This window comes from Paracoccus sp. BR5-17, from assembly GCF_055693925.1.
This window is the reverse complement of the sequence record NZ_JBVFUV010000003.1, coordinates 2,109,686-2,126,172: the sequence shown is the minus strand read 5'-3', so window position 1 is coordinate 2,126,172 and position 16,487 is coordinate 2,109,686. Positions and strand designations below refer to the sequence as shown.

Sequence of the window (16,487 nt, the reverse complement as noted above, 5' to 3'; positions counted from 1 at the left end):
ATGGCCAACACGACCGCCAACACCGCCATCGACCGCCCGCGGGGCCTGTCCTGGGGGGTCCTGGCCGCGCCGTTCTTGGCCGTCGGCCGCTTCCTGGTGCGGATCGCCGAGGCTCGGCCCGGCGTCCAGGAGCTTGAGCGGCTGAGCCGGCTGAGCGATGCGCAGCTTGCCGCGCGCGGCCTGACCCGCGACGGCGAAATCCGCCGCATCCTGGGCCTTTCCGTCGGGATCTAGGCGGCATCGCCCCGCCCGCCATCGCAGCGCCCGCCCCGCAGGGGGCCGGGCGCTTTCGCTTGTGGCGCCGCGTCTTGCGGAAGCCCGGCGGGCTGGACTAAAAGCGGGCCGACCTGAACTGTCAGAACATGCGAAGGACGACCGATCATGGCAGGCCATTCCAAATGGGCCAATATCCAGCACCGCAAGGGCCGTCAGGACGCCGCGCGGTCGAAGCTGTTTTCAAAGCTCGCCAAGGAAATCACCGTTGCCGCCAAGATGGGCGATCCCGACCCCGACAAGAACCCCCGCCTGCGCCTGGCGGTGAAGGAAGCCAAGGCCAGGTCGGTGCCTAAGGACGTCATCGACCGCGCCATCAAGAAGTCGCAGGGCGGCGACGCCGAGAACTACGAGGAGATCCGCTACGAGGGCTATGGCCCCAACGGAATCGCCCTGGTGGTCGAGGCGATGACCGACAACCGCAACCGGACCGCCTCGAACGTCCGCAGCTATTTCACCAAGGCAGGCGGCGATCTGGGGCAAAGCGGATCGGTCAGCTTCATGTTCGACCGCGTCGGTGAGATCATGTATCCACTGTCGGTGGGTGATGCCGACACCGTCATGCTGGCCGCGATCGAGGCCGGGGCCGACGATGTCGAAACCGACGAGGAAGGCCACTGGATCTATTGCGCCGACACCGCGCTGAATGAGGTCGCGGCCGCGCTCGAGGCGACGCTGGGCGAATCCGAAAGCACGAAGCTGATCTGGAAGCCCCAGTCGCCGACCGAGATCACCGATCTGGAAACCGCGCAGAAGCTGATGAAGCTGATCGACGCGCTCGAGGACGACGACGACGTGCAGAACGTCACCGGCAATTTCGACCTGACCGAGTCGGTCGCGGCGCAGCTGTAGCGGCCCTGCCGGAGGTGGTGACGGGGCCGCAGTCGCAGGATCATTGCAAGGTGCCGTCATGATGTCCTTTGCGGCCGGGCTGGGAACCGGCCTGTCGCTGATCGTCGCCATCGGCGCGCAGAACGCCTTCGTTCTGAAGCAGGGGCTGATGCGGCGCCATGTCTTCTGGGTCTGCCTGTTCTGCGCCCTGTCAGATGCCCTGCTGATCCTGCTGGGCGTCACCGGCATGTCGCAGGTTCTTGCCGCCGCGCCCCTGCTGGCGGATGCGATGCGTTGGGCCGGCGCGGCCTTCCTGATCTGGTATGGCGCGCGGTCCTTCCGGGCCGCCTGGCGCGGCGGCGCCGCCCTGCGCCCCGAGGGCAGCGGTGCGACCCTGGGCAGGACCCTGGCGATCATCGCCGCGCTGACCTGGCTCAACCCTCATGTCTGGCTGGATACCGTCGTGCTGCTGGGCGCGGTTTCGGCGCAATGGCCCGATCCCGGGGTCTTCGGCCTGGGCGCGATGAGCGGGTCGTTCCTGTTCTTCTTCGCCCTGGGCTATGGCGCGCGGCTGCTGGCGCCGGTCTTCGCCCGGCCGCGGGCCTGGCAGGTGCTGGACCTGGGCATCGGCATCCTGATGTGGTCCATCGCCCTGGGCCTGATCGTCGATTGACCTTGCGCCAGCCCGGCAAAGCGGGCCAACTGCACGACATGCACATCGATGGGCAAACGCGCAGCGATCTGGCGGGGATCGGATGGATGCTGGTGACGGGCTTCTGCTTCGTCGCCGTGAACGGGATCGTCCGCGGCCTCGAGGGGGCCGTCCCCGCGCCGCAGGCGGCCTTCATCCGCTTCCTGTTCGGGCTGGTGTTTCTGGGGCCGCTGATCGTCCCGGCCTTGCGGACGGGCTTTTCGGCCCATGTCTGGGGACTTCTGACGCTGCGCGGCGGGCTGCATGTCGTGGCGGTGATCGCCTGGTTCTATGCCATGTCCCGCATCACCGTGGCCGAGGTGACGGCGATCGGTTTTCTCAACCCCATCGTCGTGACGATCGGCGCGGCGCTGTTCATGGGTGAACGTCTGGCGGCGCGGCGCATCGCCGCCGTGGGCGTCGCGGTCGCGGGCGCGCTGATCGTGCTGCGCCCGGGGCTGCGCGAACTGGATCCGGGGCATCTGTCGCAGGTCCTGGCCTCGCTGGCCTTCGGGGGGTCCTATCTGGTCGCCAAGCGCATCACGCAGCACGTCTCGCCCGCGGTGGTGGTGGCGATGATGTCGCTGACGGTGTCGGTCGGCTTGGCGCCGATCGCCTTGGCCGTCTGGGTGCCGCCGACCTGGGAACAGGTTGCCTGGCTGGGACTGGTGGCCGCCTTCGGGACGGCGGGACATTACAGCATGACCCGAGCCTTCGCCGTCGCGCCGATGACGGTGACGCAGCCGGTGACGTTCCTGCAGCTGATCTGGGCCAGCCTGGTCGGCGTCCTGGTCTTTCACGAGCCCCTGGACGGGTGGGTGATCCTGGGCGGAGGGCTGATGATCGGGGCGATCTGCTACATCACCTGGCGCGAGGCGCAGCTGCGGGCGCGGGCCAACGCGGCCCTTGCCGCCACCGCCGCCGAATAGACCGGGCCCGGCCCGCCGGTACGGCGGGCCATCGTTCCGGCTTGTCCGTTACATCCCCGAATACAGCGGGAAGCGCGCGCAAAGCCCGGCGACCTCGGCCTTGACCTTGCTCTCGACCTCGGCATTGCCGTCCTCGCCGTTGGCGGCCAGGCCGTCCACGACCTCGACGATCCAGCGGGCGATCTGGCGGAACTCGTTCTCGCCGAAGCCGCGGGTTGTGCCGGCGGGGGTGCCCAGCCGGATGCCCGAGGTGACGAAGGGCTTTTCCGGGTCGAAGGGCACGCCGTTCTTGTTGCAGGTGATGTGGGCGCGGCCAAGCGCAGCCTCGGTCGCCTTGCCGGTCACGCCCTTCGGGCGCAGGTCGGCCAGGCACAGGTGGTTGTCGGTGCCGCCCGACACGATGTCGATGCCGCCCTTCATCAGTTCGTCCGCCAAGGCCTGCGCGTTCTTGACGACCTGCGCCGCATAGGCCTTGAAGGACGGTTGCAGCGCCTCGCCGAAGGCCACGGCCTTGGCGGCGATCACGTGCATCAGCGGACCGCCCTGCAGGCCGGGGAACACCGCGCTGTTGATCTTCTTGGCGATGGCTTCGTCGTTGGTCAGCACCATGCCGCCGCGCGGGCCGCGCAGGGACTTGTGGGTGGTGGTGGTCACCACATGGGCGTGGGGCAGGGGCGAGGGGTGGACGCCACCCGCGACCAGCCCGGCGATATGGGCCATGTCCACCATCAGATAGGCGCCCACCTCGTCGGCGATGCGGCGGAAGGCCGCCCAGTCCCAGACGCGGCTGTAGGCGGTGCCACCCGCGACGATCAGCTTGGGCTTGTTCTGCAGGGCCTTCTGGCGGATGTCTTCCATGTCCAGAAGCTGGTCCTGCTGGCGCACGCCATAGCTGACCACGTTGAACCACTTGCCCGACATGTTCACCGGGCTGCCGTGGGTCAGGTGCCCGCCCGAGTTCAGGTCCAGCCCCATGAAGGTGTCGCCCGGCTGCAGCAGCGCCAGGAACACCGCCTGGTTCATCTGGCTGCCGCTGTTGGGCTGGACATTGGCAAAGTCGCAGTCGAACAGCGTCTTCGCCCGTTCGATGGCCAGGGTTTCAACCACATCGACATACTGGCAGCCGCCGTAATAGCGCCTGCCCGGATACCCCTCGGCATACTTGTTCGTCAGGACCGATCCCTGCGCCTCGAGGACGGCGCGTGACACGATGTTTTCCGACGCGATCAGCTCGATCTCGTCGCGCTGGCGGCCCAGTTCCTGGTCGATGGCGCGGGCGATGTCGGGGTCGCTGTGGGCCAGGGTCTCGGTGAAGAAGCCGGTTTCGCGGGTCGGGGCGTTCATGGTCTCGCGTCCTTTCGACTGGCCAGGGGCGGTTTGCCGGACCGTTTATCTCATGGGTGACGGTGCGGAAAGCCACAAAAAGCGACGCGGCGGCCCCCTGGGGCGACAGGGCTTGCAATGGGGCACCGGCCGGCCGATCCTGCCGCCCAAAGGGACAGGAACATCATGGCGCCAAAGATCCATTTCACCGCCAGCGAGGCCGAGATCGCGCAACAGGCGCTGCCCCTTCTGGCGGCGCGTTATGGCGCGGTGGATCTGGACCGGGCCGAGGTGGTCGTGGCGCTGGGCGGGGACGGCTTCATGCTGCAGACGCTGCACGCGCTGACGCATCGGGATCTGCCGGTCTATGGGATGAACCGGGGGACCGTCGGCTTCCTGATGAACCAGTTCTCCGCCGACGGCCTGATCGAACGCCTCGACGCGGCCGAGGAAACCGTCATCAACCCCTTGAGAATGTGCGCCTTTCGCAGCGACGGTTCGATTCACGAGATGCTGGCCATCAACGAGGTCAGCCTGCTGCGCGAGGGGCCGCAGGCCGCCAAGCTGCGCATCCATGTGGACGGCAGGATGCGGATGGAGGAACTGGTCTGCGATGGAGCGCTGATCGCCACGCCCGCGGGCTCGACGGCCTATAACTATTCCGCGCATGGCCCCATCCTGCCGATCAATTCCGAGGTTCTGGCCCTGACGGCCATCGCCCCGTTCCGGCCACGCCGCTGGCGGGGGCGCTGCTGCCCAAGGCGGCTCGGGTCGAGGTCGAGGTGCTGACGCCCGACCGCCGCCCGGTCATGGCCGACGCGGATTCCCGGTCGGTCCGCCATGTCGTGCGGGTCCAGATCCGCAGCGCGCAGGACGTGCGCCACCGCCTGCTGTTCGACAGCGGCCACGGCCTCGAGGAGCGCCTGCTGCGCGAGCAGTTCGTCTGAAACGGGCTGGAAGCGCGGGTCGATTTCTGGTTGAAGGTGCCAACCTCAACGGAACCTGCCTTCATGACGCTGCATATCGACCTGCAAGCCATCGTCGCCAACTGGAAGGCCCTGGCCGCCCGGGCGCCGGGCGCCCGCACCGCCGCGGTGGTCAAGGCCGACGCCTACGGCCTGGGGGCGGCCAGGGTGGCGCCGGCGCTGTATGCGGCCGGGGCGCGGGATTTCTTCGTCGCCCTTGCGCAGGAAGGACGCGCGCTGCGGCCGCTTCTGCCGGGCGACGCGCGCATCAACGTGCTGTCGGGCCATATGGAGGGCGAGGATCTGACCGGCCTCGTGCCGGTGCTAAACAGCCTCGAGCAGTTCTTCCGGGACCGCGCCCTGCGCCGCGGGCGGCCCTTCGCGATCCAGCTGGACAGCGGGATGAACCGGCTGGGCCTTGAGCCCGCCGACTGGGCCGCGATCCGGGACGAGGCCCTGGCCGCGCGGCCCGACTTCGTCATGTCGCACCTGGCCTGCGCGGACGATCCGGCCCATCCGGCCAATGCCGCGCAGCTGGCGGCCTTCCGCCGGATGACCGACGGCTGCGGCGTCCCGCGGTCGCTGGCGGCAACGGGCGGCATCCTGCTGGGGCCGGACTACCATTTCGACCTGGTGCGGCCCGGCATCGGCCTTTACGGCGCGCTGCCCTTCGCAAAGGCTCAGCCGGTGGTGCGTCTGACCCTGCCGGTGATCCAGACCCGCACCGTCCAGCCGGGCGAGTTCGTGGGCTACAGCGCCACCTGGACAGCCGACGCGCCGCGCCGCATCGCCACGGTGGCGGCAGGCTATGCCGACGGGATCCTGCGGTCGCTCTCCTCAACGGGGGCAACCCTCTATGCGGGTGATGTCGCCTGTCCCATCGTCGGACGGGTGTCGATGGACCTTGTTACCGTCGATGTCACGGACCTGCCCGAGCCTTTGGCTGGAATGGACCTCATATGTGCGGCGCAATCGGTTGATCGTCTTGCGGAATATGCCGGGACCATCGGATACGAGATCCTGACGTCGCTGGGCGGGCGCTACGACCGGATCTATCGGTGACGCCGGTCCGGCTGACCGGCCGCGCCACGCTGTCGCTGACCCGCGGCATCGGCGCCGTCGCGCTGTTCACCGCGCGGGGCCTGTTCGGCCTGCGGCCCTTCCACGGGCGCGCCTTCGCGGCGCAACTGGTGCAGATCGGCTGGCTGTCGCTGCCGGTCGTGGGGCTGACGGCGCTGTTCACCGGCGCGGCGCTGGCGCTGCAGATCCATTCCGGCGGCGCGCGGTTCCAGGCCTCGGACGTGGTTCCCGCCATCGTCGCCATCGGCATGGTCCGGGAGCTGGGCCCGGTGCTGGGCGGGCTGATGGTCGCCGCCCGCGTCGCCAGTTCCATCGCCGCGGAAATCGGCACCATGAAGGTGACCGAGCAGATCGACGCGCTTGTGACGCTGTCCACCGATCCGATGCGATGGCTGGTCACGCCGCGCCTGTGGGCCGCGATCCTGACCGTTCCGGCCCTTGTGGCCGTGGGCGACATCATCGGGATCATGGGTGGCTGGCTGGTCGGCACGCGGTCTCTGGGCTTCGGCTCGGCCGCCTACCTGTCCAACAGCGCGGCCTATCTTGAACGGTGGGACGTGGTGTCCGGCCTGCTGAAGAGCGCCGTCTTCGGCCTGGTGGTCGCCGTCTGCGGCTGCTGGTTCGGCCTGCGTTCGGCGCGCGGCGCGGCGGGGGTGGGGCGTGCCACCAAATCCGCGGTCGTCGCTGCCGCCGTGGGCATCCTGGCCGCGAACTTCATCCTGACCGGGCTGTTCTTCGAATGATCCGTGTCACGGGGCTGCACAAATCCTTTGGCGGCAAGCCTGTCCTTGCGGGCGTGGATCTGGCGGTGGGGCAGGGCGAAAGCCTCTGCGTCATCGGCCAGTCGGGCACCGGCAAGTCGGTCCTGCTGAAATGCATCCTGGGACTGGTGCCGGTCGATGCGGGACAGGTGCTGTGGCAGGACCGGCCCCTGGACCGCCGGACGCGGCCGGCGTTCCTGGCCCGCTTCGGGATGCTGTTCCAGGGCGCGGCGCTGTTCGACAGCCTGACGGTCTGGCAGAACGTGGCGTTCCGCCTGCGCCAGCGGATGCCCGATCCCGAGGCCCGCGCCATCGCCCTGGAAAAGCTGGCCCGCGTCGGCCTGGCCGCCGAGACCGCCGATCTGATGCCTGCCGAGCTTTCGGGCGGCATGGCCAAGCGCGCGGGCCTTGCCCGCGCCATTGCCGACGACCCGGCGGTGATCTTCTTCGACGAGCCGACGACGGGGCTTGACCCGATCCGCGCCCGACGGATCAACGCGCTGATCCGGGGCATCGTCCGCGAAACCGGCGCCACGGCCATCACCATCACCCACGACATGGAATCCGTCCGCGCGATCGGCGACCGGGTGGCGCTGCTGCAGAACGGCCGGATCGCCTGGGACGGCCCGGTGGCGAAGATGGATTCGGCCGCGCCCCTGGCCGGCTTCCTGGGGCGTGACTGTGGCTGAATTGTCACATTGATCTGCACCATGACCTTGTGCGAATCCCCCTGGATCGCCACCATGAAGGCCAAGACGCCTGCGCAGGAGAAAGATTTGGGCCTTACGCCAACGCCCCCCGTCGCGACACCTTCAGCCGAAACCCTGCTGGAATTCCCCGACAACCGGCTGCTGATCGACCTCTGCGGCGCCAACGACCGCCATCTGGCCCGGATCGAGGAGGCGCTTGGCGTCCACATCCTGCGGCGCGGCAACCAGCTGGCCGTGGTCGGCACCCCCGAGGCCCAGGCCGAGGCCGCCCTGCTGCTGCGGGGGCTTTACGCGCGGCTTGAACAGGGCCGCCCGGTGTCCCTAGCCGAGATCGAGGCCGCACTGCGCATGGGCGTCGAGGGCACGCCCCCCGCGACCCCGTCCGAGCAGCTCGAGATGTTCGCCGCGGGGGACTATGAACTGCGGACCCGCAAGAAATCCATCGAGCCGCGCACCGACGCCCAGAAAGCCTATGTTCGGTCGCTGTTCCAGAACGAACTGGCCTTCGGCATCGGGCCTGCCGGGACCGGCAAGACCTATCTTGCGGTGGCCGTCGGCGTCACCATGCTGATCGGCGGCCTTGTGGACCGCATCATCCTGTCGCGCCCCGCCGTCGAGGCGGGCGAGCGCCTGGGCTTTCTGCCCGGCGACATGAAGGAGAAGGTCGATCCCTACATGCAGCCGCTCTATGACGCGCTGAACGATTTCCTTCCGGCCAAGCAGATGCAGAAGCTGATGGAGGAAAAGCGCATCGAGATCGCGCCTTTGGCCTTCATGCGCGGCCGCACCCTGTCCAACGCCTTCGTGGTCCTGGACGAGGCGCAGAACGCCACCACCATGCAGATGAAGATGTTCCTGACCCGCCTGGGCGAGGGGTCGCGCATGGTCGTGACCGGCGACCGCACGCAGATCGACCTGCCGCGCGGGATGCAGTCCGGCCTTGTCGATGCCGAACGCATCCTGGATGGCGTGCGCGGCATCAGCTTCAGCTATTTCACCGCCAAGGATGTCGTGCGCCATCCGCTTGTCGCGCGCATCATCGAGGCCTATGACACCGAGGATGCCGCCGCCCTAGCGCGGGGCGAATTAAAAGGACCGCGCGGACAATACGTTCCCCGCCGGGCAATGCGAGGCGATGCCTGACGCCATATCCACCGATTGCGTCATCGAGGATGACCGATGGGAGACGCTGGGGCTTGAAGCCCTGGCCGGACGCGCGGTCGCGGCCGCGCTGAGCTGGCACGGCATCGGCGGCGAGGTGGTGGTCATGGGCTGCGACGATGCGCGCATCGCCGCGTTGAACGCCGATTTCCGCGGCAAGCCGCGCGCCACCAACGTCCTGTCCTGGCCCTCGGTCGAACATTTGCCCCATGACGCCGGCGCGGTGCCCGTCCTGCCGGACGTGGAAGAACTGGGCGACATCGCCATCGCCTACGACACCTGCCTGGCCGAGGCCGAGGCGCAGGGAAAGCCCCTGGCCGATCACGTGACCCATCTGCTGGTCCATGCGACGCTGCACCTGCTGGGCTATGACCACCAGAACGACCCCGATGCTGAAACCATGGAAGCCGCCGAGCGTTCGATCCTGGCGGGCCTGAACATCCCCGATCCTTATCAAGAGAAGGTCTGATGAACTCCGAGTCTCGATTACCTGCCCCGCCCCTGGGTGCCAACGCGGCAAGCGCCGCCGATGGCGTCGGAGGGGAAGGGCGGGATCTTCCCGCCGCGCGCGGTTTCCTGGGGCGCTTCCTGGACGCCCTGACCGGCGGGGACGACGATGCGGACGAAGCCGGCCGCGAACAGGCCCCGGTGGCGCCCGGCATGGTGAACCTGCGGCGGATGCGCGTCGATGACGTCGCCGTTCCGAAGGCGGAAATGGTCGCCGCCCCCGACACCAGCAGCCTGGACGATCTGGTGGCGCTGTTCCGGGAACACGGCTTCTCGCGCCTGCCCATCTATGCCGAAACGATGGACAGCCCCCTGGGGATGATCCACCTCAAGGATCTGGCGCTGAAGCACGGCTTCGGGCAGGGGGGCGATTTCCAGTTGCGCCCGATGCTGCGCCCGCTGCTGTATGTGCCCCCCTCCATGCCCATCGGCGTCCTGCTGCAGCAGATGCAGCAGAAGCGCATCCACATGGCCCTGGTGATCGACGAATATGGCGGCGTGGACGGGCTGGTGACGATCGAGGATCTGATCGAGCAGGTCATCGGCGAGATCGAGGACGAGCATGACGAGGCCGAGGGAAGCCTGTGGGTGCTGGAAAAGCCCAGCCAGTGGCTGATCCAGGCCCGCGCGCCGCTTTCGGATGTCGAGGCCGAAACCGGCCTGTCGCTGGCCATCCCCGAGGATGACGAGGACGTGGACACCCTGGGCGGCCTGGTCTTCGTGCTGGCCGGTCATCTGCCCGCCCCCGGAGAGGTGGTCCGCCATGCCGGCGGCGCCGAATTCGAGGTCGTGGACGCCGACCAGCGGCGGATCAAGAAGCTGCGGCTTCGCCTGCCGGCGGCGGTGAAGGCCGATCTGGTGGGGCCGGTGCCCGCGGCATCGAACGGGGCGGCAGGGGGTCAGTCCTGATCGGCAAACAGCTGCAGGGCCGCCGACAGGAATGCCTGCCGCCGTTCGGGACTGCACATCATCACCTCGTGGCGCGCGCCCTCAAGCTCCAGCAGCGTGCCGCGCGGCCAGCGGGCCATGCGGTCGCGGATGGCCTGGGGCAGCACGATCCGTTCGGCGCTGCCCAGGCTGGCGATGGCGGGCAGATCCGGGGACGGAAGCCGCGAAAGCCGCAAGCATTCGTTCAGCGCCTTGCCCACCCAGTCGAAACTGGCCCCGCCCAGCATCATGTCGGGCCAGGCCGCCGCCTCGCGCAGCATGTGTGACCATTCGTCTGCATCCTCGGTCAGAAGATTGGCGCTGAAGCTTTCGTTCAGGACATAGGTTCCCAGAGAGCCGCTGCCCGGCGCAGGTTGCGCACCGCGTCCCAGCCGCCCGGCCAGATAGGCCAGGCCTACGGCCACGCCATGCGGCATCTGCCGCAGGTTGATCCCCCACATCGGCGCCGAAAACACCGCCGAGGCGACGGGCAGCCCGTCCTGCAGCGCCCCAAGCCCGATGCAGCCGCCCATCGAATGGGCCAGCAGATGCCACGGCCGGGGCAGGCCCGTGTCGTTTGCCGCCGCCAGCATGGCGGCCACGTCGCGCTGATAGTCGCGAAACTGCCCCACATGGCCCAGGCGCCGGTTCGGATGCAGCCGGTCGGACAGGCCCTGTCCGCGCCAGTCGATCGCCAGCACGTGCCAGCCTTCCCGGGTCAGCGCCGCGGCGATCCGGGCGTATTTCTCGATGTATTCGGTCCGGCCGGGGAACAGCAGGACGCTGCCCCGGCCCTGCGCCCCCGCGGTCCAGTGGGCGATCCGCAGGGCCACCCCGTCATCGGCCCGCGTCCAGAACGCCTCGGCCGGGCGAAGGGAATCGCCCGGCAACTGCCGGAACGGGGCGGGTTCAAGCGCCATCCAGGATCAGGACAACGCCTGGCCCAGTTGCATCGCCACGCCCATCGAGCCGTCGATCTTCAGCTTGCCGGTCATGAAGGCGGCGGCCGGGTTCACGCTGCCGTTCAGGATCCCCTCGAAGGTATCGCGGCTGGCGATCAGCGTGACCTCGGCCTCGTCGTCGCCTTCGCGAACGCCGTTCTCGTCGATCATGATGGTGCCTTCGTCCTCGATCACGAATTTCGCAGTCGATCCGAAGCTGCCGATCTTCTCGTTCAGTTTCTCGACGGCGGCGTTCACAACTTTGCTCATTTTCACTTCTTTCGGTTCAGGTGGGCTGGCGCCCGCGGGATGGGCTGGATAACATCCCCCATATGCGCCGGGTCCGCAACAATTTCCATGATGTCGTGGCGGTAATCTTTCGCCGAATGGTTGCGCTACTGGTTGTGGCGGCCGGTGCCCTGGGTCCGGCGGCCGCGCAGGACCGCCCCAGCATGGACGAAGCGTTTCGCCGCCTGGCCGATCCCGCGGGCGAAGCCTGGCGCATCGCCGAATCGGACATCCTGCGGGAATGGTCGCGGTCCGGCTCGGCCACGATGGACCTGCTGCTGCAACGCGGCGAACGCGCCCTGGACGAGGGCGATCCCCAGGCCGCCGTGGGTCATCTGACGGCGCTGACCGATCACGCCCCGGACTTCGCCGCCGGCTTCTATACCCGCGCCGTGGCCTACGCGGCCCTGGGCCAGTTCGGCCCCGCGCTGCAGGATCTTGCCCGCACCCTGCAGCTTGAGCCGCGCCACTTCCAGGCGCTGACCCAGCTTGCCATCATGCTCGAGGAAACCGGCGATACCGATGGCGCCCTGCAGGCCTACCGCCAGAGCCTGGCCATCCATCCCCATCAGCAAGAGGCGATAGATGGCGTGGCGCGTCTGGAACGCCAGCAGGGCGGCACCGATATCTAGGCCATGACAATCCATGAACGCGGCCGGGTAACGGCCATCCTGGGCCCGACCAACACCGGGAAAACGCATTACGCGATCGAACGGATGCTGGCCCACCGCACGGGCGTCATCGGCCTGCCGCTGCGCCTGCTGGCGCGCGAGGTCTATGACCGCATCGTGCGCGCGCGCGGTCCCTCGGTCGTGGCCCTCGTCACCGGAGAGGAACGGATCGTCCCCGAACGGGTGCAGTACTGGGTCGCCACCACCGAGGCGATGCCCGACATCGCCGCCGATTTCGTGGCCATCGACGAAATCCAGCTTTGCGCCGATCCCGAACGCGGCCATGTCTTCACCGACCGCATGTTGAAGATGCGCGGGCTGCACGAAACGCTGCTGCTGGGCAGCGACACCATGCGCCCAGCCATTGCACAGTTGATTCCCGGCGTGCAGTTCCAGCGGCGCGACCGGCTGTCCACTCTGTCCTGGTCGGGGTCGAAGAAGCTGTCCCGGATGCCCGCGCGCTCGGCCATCGTCGGGTTCTCGGTCGATGACGTCTATGCGATGGCGGAACTGATCCGGCGCCAGAAGGGCGGCTGCGCGGTGGTGATGGGGGCGCTGTCGCCGCGCACCCGCAATGCCCAGGTCGCCATGTATCAGGCTGGCGAGGTCGATTACCTGGTTGCCACCGACGCCATCGGCATGGGCCTGAACCTGGACATCCGCCACGTCGCCTTCAGCGCCACCCACAAGTTCGATGGCCGCCGCGTGCGCCCGCTGTTCCCCCACGAGATGGGCCAGATCGCTGGCCGGGCCGGGCGGCACACGGAATCCGGCAGCTTCGGCGTCACCGGCGAGGCCGAGATCCTGGACGACGGGTTGATCGAGGCCATCGAGAATCACCGCTTCGCGCCGATCCAGCGGCTGACCTGGCGCAATTCGGACCTGCAGTTCGGCACCATGGACCGGCTGATCGAAAGCCTCGAGGCGCCCTCGGGCCATGCGCTTCTGGGGCGGGGCAGGGACGCCGACGACGTGCAGGCGCTGAAGGCCCTGCGCGACATCCCCGAGATCCGCGACCGTGTCCAGGGCGGCCAGGATGTCCGCCTGCTGTGGGAGGTCTGCCGGGTGCCGGACTTCCGCGGCATCTCGCCGGTCGAACACACCAGCCTGCTGGCGCGAGATCTTCGGCTTCCTTCAGGATGGGGCCATTCCTTCGGACTGGCTGGGCAACGCCATCAAGCGGATCGACCTGACGCATGGCGACATCGACGCCATCTCGAAGCGGCTGGCCTATATCCGCACCTGGACCTACGTCGCCCAGAGATCCGGCTGGGTGCAGGACGAAAGCCATTGGCGCGGCGAGACGCGCGCGGTAGAAGACCGCTTGTCGGACGCGCTCCACGCGGCGCTGACCCAACGATTTGTGGACCGGCGCACATCCGTGCTGCTGCGCCGGCTCAAGCAGAAGGAGAGCCTTGTGGCCGAAGTGAACGACAAGGGCGAAGTGACGGTCGAAGGCGAATTCGCCGGCCGCCTGGAAGGCTTCCGCTTCCGCCCCGACCAGACCGGATCGGCCGACGAGGCGCGGATGCTGCACCGCGCCAGCTACGAGGCGCTGCGCCCCGAGTTCCACCTGCGGGCGGACCGGTTCTACAACGCCCCCGACACCGAGTTGGACTATACCGAACAGGGCGGCCTGATGTGGGGCACTGCCGCGGTGGGCAAGCTGGTGCGCGGCTCCGACGCGCTGCACCCCGGCGTCGAGGTCTTCGTGGACGAGGAAGCCGGTCCCGAGATCGCCGACAAGGTCAAGCGCCGGCTGCAGCATTTCATCGACCGCAAGATCGCCGCGCTGTTCGAGCCGCTGCTGAGCCTGCAGAAGGACGAGGCGCTGACCGGCCTGGCCCGCGGCTTCGCGTTCCGGCTGGTGGAATCGCTGGGCATCCTGCCGCGCGAAGGCGTGGCGAACGAGGTGAAGGAACTGGATCAGGACGCGCGCGGCGCGCTGCGCAAGCACGGGGTCCGCTTCGGCCAGTTCACCATCTTCATGCCCGCGCTGCTCAAGCCCGCGCCGACGCGGCTGCGGCTGGTGCTGTGGTCGCTGGCCGAAGGGCTGGACACCTTCCCGGAAAGCCCGCCCCCGGGCTGGTGACGATCCCGCACATCCCCGACGTGCCCGAACAGCACTATACGCTGTCGGGGTACCGGCCCGCAGGGGAACGGGCGATCCGCATCGACATGCTGGAGCGGCTGGCGGATCTGCTGCGCACCCAGGACACGCGCGCCGGCTTCGAGGCCAATCCCGACATGCTGTCGATCACCGGTATGACGCTGGAGCAGTTCTCGCGGCTGATGGAAGGGCTGGGCTATGCGGCCGAGCGCGGCGAGCGTCCCCGCGTCAAGGCGGCAGAACCCGCCGTTGCGGCCGCCCCCGCGCCGGAGGCCGAGGCCTCCGACGCGCCGATGACCGAGGAGGAAAGCGTCCTGGCCGCCGAAACCCGCGCCCGCTGGGAGGCCGAGCAGGCCGAGAAGCGCCGCCTCGAGGCAGAGGCGTCTGGCGAGCGGGTCGAGGAAACCCCGCCCGAGATGGAGGTCTTCTATACCTTCCGCTGGGCCCCCAGGCCGCGCCCGAACCGCCGCCCGCAGGGCGAGGGGCAGGGCCGCCGGGGCGGGCCCCGCCGCGACGGCAATGCCCAGGATACCCCGCGCGACGCGCGCCCCGAGCGCGGCGAGCGGCAGGACCGTCCCGAAGGCGGCCGCCCGAACCGGGAGCGCCGCGAGGACCGCCCGCAGGCCGAGGGCGGCAAGCCGCGCGGCAAGGACGGCTTCAAGAAGGGCGGCAAGCCGCAGCACAACAAGCCCGCGACCTTCTCCTCTCGCCCCGAGAAGAAGGCCGATCCCGACAGCCCCTTCGCGATCCTGGCGGCCCTGAAGGACCGGAAGTGACCGACACGCCTGCCGGGCTGCGTCTGGACAAGTGGCTTTTCTTCGCGCGGGTCTTCAAGTCCCGCGCGATCGCCGTCGAACGGATCGAGGCGGGCGGGGTGCGCGTTAACGGCCAGTCCTGCACCAAGCCGGGCCGGCTGGTGCGCCCTGGCGACCGCATCACCGTTTCGGCCCACGGCGAGGTGCGCGCCCTGGCGGTGACGGCACTGGGGCAGCGTCGAGGACCGGCGACCGAGGCGCAGGGTCTCTATCACGATCTCGACGCCGAGGGCGGCGGAACCGGGTTCTAGCGGCGGCGCGGCCGGCAGGGACAGGATCTGCGGCGCAGGCCGCGGGCCGGGAAGGGGGTCTTTTCAGGGCCCGCGGCCTTGAATGATCTGCCCCCCGGGCGTAACTACCGCCTGTCGAGAATGGAGCCTGCGATGACCTATGTCGTGACCGATAATTGCATCATGTGCAAATACACCGATTGCGTCGAGGTCTGTCCGGTGGATTGCTTCTACGAGGGCGAGAACACCCTGGTCATCCATCCCGACGAATGCATCGATTGCGGCGTCTGCGAGCCCGAATGCCCCGCCGATGCCATCCGCCCCGACACCGAACCGGCGATGGAGCAGTGGGTCGAGTTCAACCGGAAGTATTCCGAACTCTGGCCGGTCATCACGCAGAAGAAGGACCCGCTGCCGACCGCTGCCGAAATGGATGGCGTGCCCGGCAAGCTCGAGAAGTATTTCTCCGAGGCGCCCGGGACGGGCGACTGATCGCCCAGCGCGCGGGCCAGACAGCGGCCTGCGGCGTTTTGTTCCCAGAGGATGCTTTTTCCGGCGTCTTTTTTATGCTATGTTCAGGAAACATTCGCATCTGATGGGAGTCAGAGGCCCTGAAGATCTGCGCCCGGAACTGTTGCGATCCTTGCTCTGCCAGGCAGGGACCACATCTTTATAGATAAGCGGACCGGAGGTGGCATAGGCCGCTTTCGGTTCTTTGTGTCCTTCTAAAGGCACTACCTAGAGGAAGCCAGATGTCCAAGACCAAGAAAAACGAATTCCGTCCTGACGACTTTGTTGTCTATCCGGCCCACGGCGTCGGCCGCATCGTCTCGATCGACGAACAGGAAGTTGCCGGCCTGCGGCTGGAGATGTTCGTCATCTCGTTCGAGAAGGACAAGATGACCCTGCGGGTTCCGACCGCCCGCGCCTCGGAAATCGGGATGCGCAGCCTGTCCACCCCCGACCTGATCGAACGCGCCCTGGAGACGCTGAAGGGCAAGGCCCGCGTCAAGCGCGCCATGTGGTCGCGCCGCGCGCAGGAATACGACCAGAAGATCAATTCCGGCGACCTGATGTCCATTGCTGAGGTCGTGCGCGACCTGCACCGCAGCGACGATCAGCGCGAGCAGTCCTATTCCGAACGTCAGCTCTACGAGGCGGCGCTTGATCGCCTGACCCGCGAGGTCGCCGCCGTGAAGGGGCTTGACGAAGGTGCCGCGCAGAAAAGCGTCGAGGAAGTGCTGCTGTCCCGCGCCGCCTGATTTCCCGCTTTG

Annotated in this window: 17 protein-coding genes and 2 pseudogenes; 16 read left to right on the top strand and 3 right to left on the bottom strand. The window is 68.2% G+C overall.

Going from position 1 to position 16,487, the window contains the following annotated elements; translation table 11 throughout:
* From ACZ1HC_RS12035 to ACZ1HC_RS12020, 4 genes are all read left to right on the top strand, one after another.
* Nucleotides 1-234 (top strand): hypothetical protein, encoded by a 234-nt coding sequence (locus ACZ1HC_RS12035; protein WP_472700191.1) that lies wholly within the window; start codon nt 1-3, stop codon nt 232-234.
* Between the two features lie 147 nt (nt 235-381).
* On the top strand, nt 382-1,125 hold the full coding sequence (locus tag ACZ1HC_RS12030) for a YebC/PmpR family DNA-binding transcriptional regulator (RefSeq protein WP_472700190.1): 744 nt from the start codon (nt 382-384) through the stop codon (nt 1,123-1,125).
* A gap of 58 nt (nt 1,126-1,183) precedes the next feature.
* Nucleotides 1,184-1,777, top strand: coding sequence for a LysE/ArgO family amino acid transporter (locus ACZ1HC_RS12025; RefSeq protein ID WP_472700189.1), 594 nt, complete (start codon nt 1,184-1,186; stop codon nt 1,775-1,777).
* Nucleotides 1,778-1,815: 38 nt separating this feature from the next.
* Complete coding sequence (locus tag ACZ1HC_RS12020; protein ID WP_472700188.1) at nt 1,816-2,724, top strand: DMT family transporter; 909 nt, start codon at nt 1,816-1,818, stop codon at nt 2,722-2,724.
* A gap of 48 nt (nt 2,725-2,772) precedes the next feature.
* Here ACZ1HC_RS12020 and glyA read toward each other — a convergent pair whose 3' ends face one another.
* Nucleotides 2,773-4,068, bottom strand: coding sequence for a serine hydroxymethyltransferase (gene glyA, locus ACZ1HC_RS12015; protein ID WP_472700187.1), 1,296 nt, complete (start codon nt 4,066-4,068; stop codon nt 2,773-2,775).
* 165 nt (nt 4,069-4,233) lie between these two features.
* On the opposite strand from glyA, the pseudogene ACZ1HC_RS12010 reads away from it, so the two are divergent.
* The 7 genes and pseudogenes from ACZ1HC_RS12010 (at nt 4,234) to ACZ1HC_RS11980 (ending at nt 10,140) form a co-directional block, all read left to right on the top strand.
* Nucleotides 4,234-4,994: pseudogene (locus ACZ1HC_RS12010) on the top strand (NAD kinase).
* A 63-nt stretch (nt 4,995-5,057) separates the two neighbouring features.
* Nucleotides 5,058-6,074, top strand: coding sequence for an alanine racemase (gene alr / locus ACZ1HC_RS12005; protein ID WP_472700186.1), 1,017 nt, complete (start codon nt 5,058-5,060; stop codon nt 6,072-6,074).
* Nucleotides 6,071-6,835, top strand: coding sequence for an MlaE family ABC transporter permease (locus ACZ1HC_RS12000; protein WP_472700185.1), 765 nt, complete (start codon nt 6,071-6,073; stop codon nt 6,833-6,835). Before alr ends, ACZ1HC_RS12000 begins: the two co-directional genes overlap by 4 nt.
* Complete coding sequence (locus ACZ1HC_RS11995; RefSeq protein ID WP_472700184.1) at nt 6,832-7,542, top strand: ABC transporter ATP-binding protein; 711 nt, start codon at nt 6,832-6,834, stop codon at nt 7,540-7,542. The genes ACZ1HC_RS12000 and ACZ1HC_RS11995 overlap by 4 nt, the downstream gene beginning before the upstream one ends.
* Nucleotides 7,543-7,629: 87 nt before the next feature.
* Nucleotides 7,630-8,706 carry a PhoH family protein gene (locus ACZ1HC_RS11990; RefSeq protein ID WP_472700834.1) on the top strand — a complete coding sequence of 359 codons (1,077 nt, stop codon included), beginning with the start codon at nt 7,630-7,632 and terminating at the stop codon, nt 8,704-8,706.
* Entirely contained in the window at nt 8,699-9,193 is a 495-nt protein-coding gene (gene ybeY, locus ACZ1HC_RS11985) for an rRNA maturation RNase YbeY (protein WP_472700183.1), read from the top strand. The genes ACZ1HC_RS11990 and ybeY overlap by 8 nt, the downstream gene beginning before the upstream one ends.
* Nucleotides 9,193-10,140: a hemolysin family protein gene (locus ACZ1HC_RS11980; protein ID WP_472700182.1), complete on the top strand. Its 948-nt coding sequence runs from the start codon at nt 9,193-9,195 to the stop codon at nt 10,138-10,140. The genes ybeY and ACZ1HC_RS11980 overlap by 1 nt, the downstream gene beginning before the upstream one ends.
* Here the strand turns inward: ACZ1HC_RS11980 and ACZ1HC_RS11975 are convergent.
* Together ACZ1HC_RS11975 and ACZ1HC_RS11970 are read right to left on the bottom strand one after the other, a co-directional pair.
* Nucleotides 10,131-11,078 carry an alpha/beta hydrolase gene (locus ACZ1HC_RS11975; protein WP_472700181.1) on the bottom strand — a complete coding sequence of 316 codons (948 nt, stop codon included), beginning with the start codon at nt 11,076-11,078 and terminating at the stop codon, nt 10,131-10,133. The two genes, ACZ1HC_RS11980 and ACZ1HC_RS11975, sit on opposite strands and share 10 nt — an antisense overlap.
* Before the next feature lie 6 nt (nt 11,079-11,084).
* On the bottom strand, nt 11,085-11,369 hold the full coding sequence (locus ACZ1HC_RS11970) for an SCP2 sterol-binding domain-containing protein (RefSeq protein WP_472700180.1): 285 nt from the start codon (nt 11,367-11,369) through the stop codon (nt 11,085-11,087).
* Nucleotides 11,370-11,431: 62 nt separating this feature from the next.
* Between ACZ1HC_RS11970 and ACZ1HC_RS11965 the strand changes: the two genes are divergently transcribed.
* From ACZ1HC_RS11965 to ACZ1HC_RS11945, 5 genes and pseudogenes are all read left to right on the top strand, one after another.
* A complete protein-coding gene (locus ACZ1HC_RS11965) occupies nt 11,432-12,019 on the top strand; it encodes a tetratricopeptide repeat protein (RefSeq protein ID WP_472700179.1) in 588 nt (195 codons plus the stop codon).
* Nucleotides 12,020-12,022: 3 nt separating this feature from the next.
* Nucleotides 12,023-14,944: pseudogene (locus ACZ1HC_RS11960) on the top strand (helicase-related protein).
* On the top strand, nt 14,941-15,234 hold the full coding sequence (locus ACZ1HC_RS11955) for an RNA-binding S4 domain-containing protein (RefSeq protein WP_472700178.1): 294 nt from the start codon (nt 14,941-14,943) through the stop codon (nt 15,232-15,234). The pseudogene ACZ1HC_RS11960 and the gene ACZ1HC_RS11955 overlap by 4 nt, the downstream one beginning before the upstream one ends.
* Nucleotides 15,235-15,366: 132 nt before the next feature.
* Nucleotides 15,367-15,705, top strand: coding sequence for a ferredoxin FdxA (fdxA, locus tag ACZ1HC_RS11950; RefSeq protein WP_472700177.1), 339 nt, complete (start codon nt 15,367-15,369; stop codon nt 15,703-15,705).
* Between the two features lie 260 nt (nt 15,706-15,965).
* Nucleotides 15,966-16,475 (top strand): CarD family transcriptional regulator, encoded by a 510-nt coding sequence (locus ACZ1HC_RS11945; protein ID WP_472700176.1) that lies wholly within the window; start codon nt 15,966-15,968, stop codon nt 16,473-16,475.
* Nucleotides 16,476-16,487: the final 12 nt, after the last annotated feature.

Coding starts and splice junctions, on each gene's coding strand:
- ACZ1HC_RS11945 (WP_472700176.1), top strand. CDS start 15,966: ATGTCCAAGACCAAGAAAAACGAATTCCGTCCTGACGACTTTGTTGTC.
- ACZ1HC_RS11970 (WP_472700180.1), bottom strand. CDS start 11,369: ATGAGCAAAGTTGTGAACGCCGCCGTCGAGAAACTGAACGAGAAGATC.
- ACZ1HC_RS11965 (WP_472700179.1), top strand. CDS start 11,432: ATGCGCCGGGTCCGCAACAATTTCCATGATGTCGTGGCGGTAATCTTT.
- glyA (WP_472700187.1), bottom strand. CDS start 4,068: ATGAACGCCCCGACCCGCGAAACCGGCTTCTTCACCGAGACCCTGGCC.
- ACZ1HC_RS11995 (WP_472700184.1), top strand. CDS start 6,832: ATGATCCGTGTCACGGGGCTGCACAAATCCTTTGGCGGCAAGCCTGTC.
- ACZ1HC_RS12035 (WP_472700191.1), top strand. CDS start 1: ATGGCCAACACGACCGCCAACACCGCCATCGACCGCCCGCGGGGCCTG.
- fdxA (WP_472700177.1), top strand. CDS start 15,367: ATGACCTATGTCGTGACCGATAATTGCATCATGTGCAAATACACCGAT.
- ACZ1HC_RS11975 (WP_472700181.1), bottom strand. CDS start 11,078: ATGGCGCTTGAACCCGCCCCGTTCCGGCAGTTGCCGGGCGATTCCCTT.
- ACZ1HC_RS12025 (WP_472700189.1), top strand. CDS start 1,184: ATGATGTCCTTTGCGGCCGGGCTGGGAACCGGCCTGTCGCTGATCGTC.
- ybeY (WP_472700183.1), top strand. CDS start 8,699: ATGCCTGACGCCATATCCACCGATTGCGTCATCGAGGATGACCGATGG.
- alr (WP_472700186.1), top strand. CDS start 5,058: ATGACGCTGCATATCGACCTGCAAGCCATCGTCGCCAACTGGAAGGCC.
- ACZ1HC_RS12030 (WP_472700190.1), top strand. CDS start 382: ATGGCAGGCCATTCCAAATGGGCCAATATCCAGCACCGCAAGGGCCGT.
- ACZ1HC_RS12020 (WP_472700188.1), top strand. CDS start 1,816: ATGCACATCGATGGGCAAACGCGCAGCGATCTGGCGGGGATCGGATGG.
- ACZ1HC_RS11980 (WP_472700182.1), top strand. CDS start 9,193: ATGAACTCCGAGTCTCGATTACCTGCCCCGCCCCTGGGTGCCAACGCG.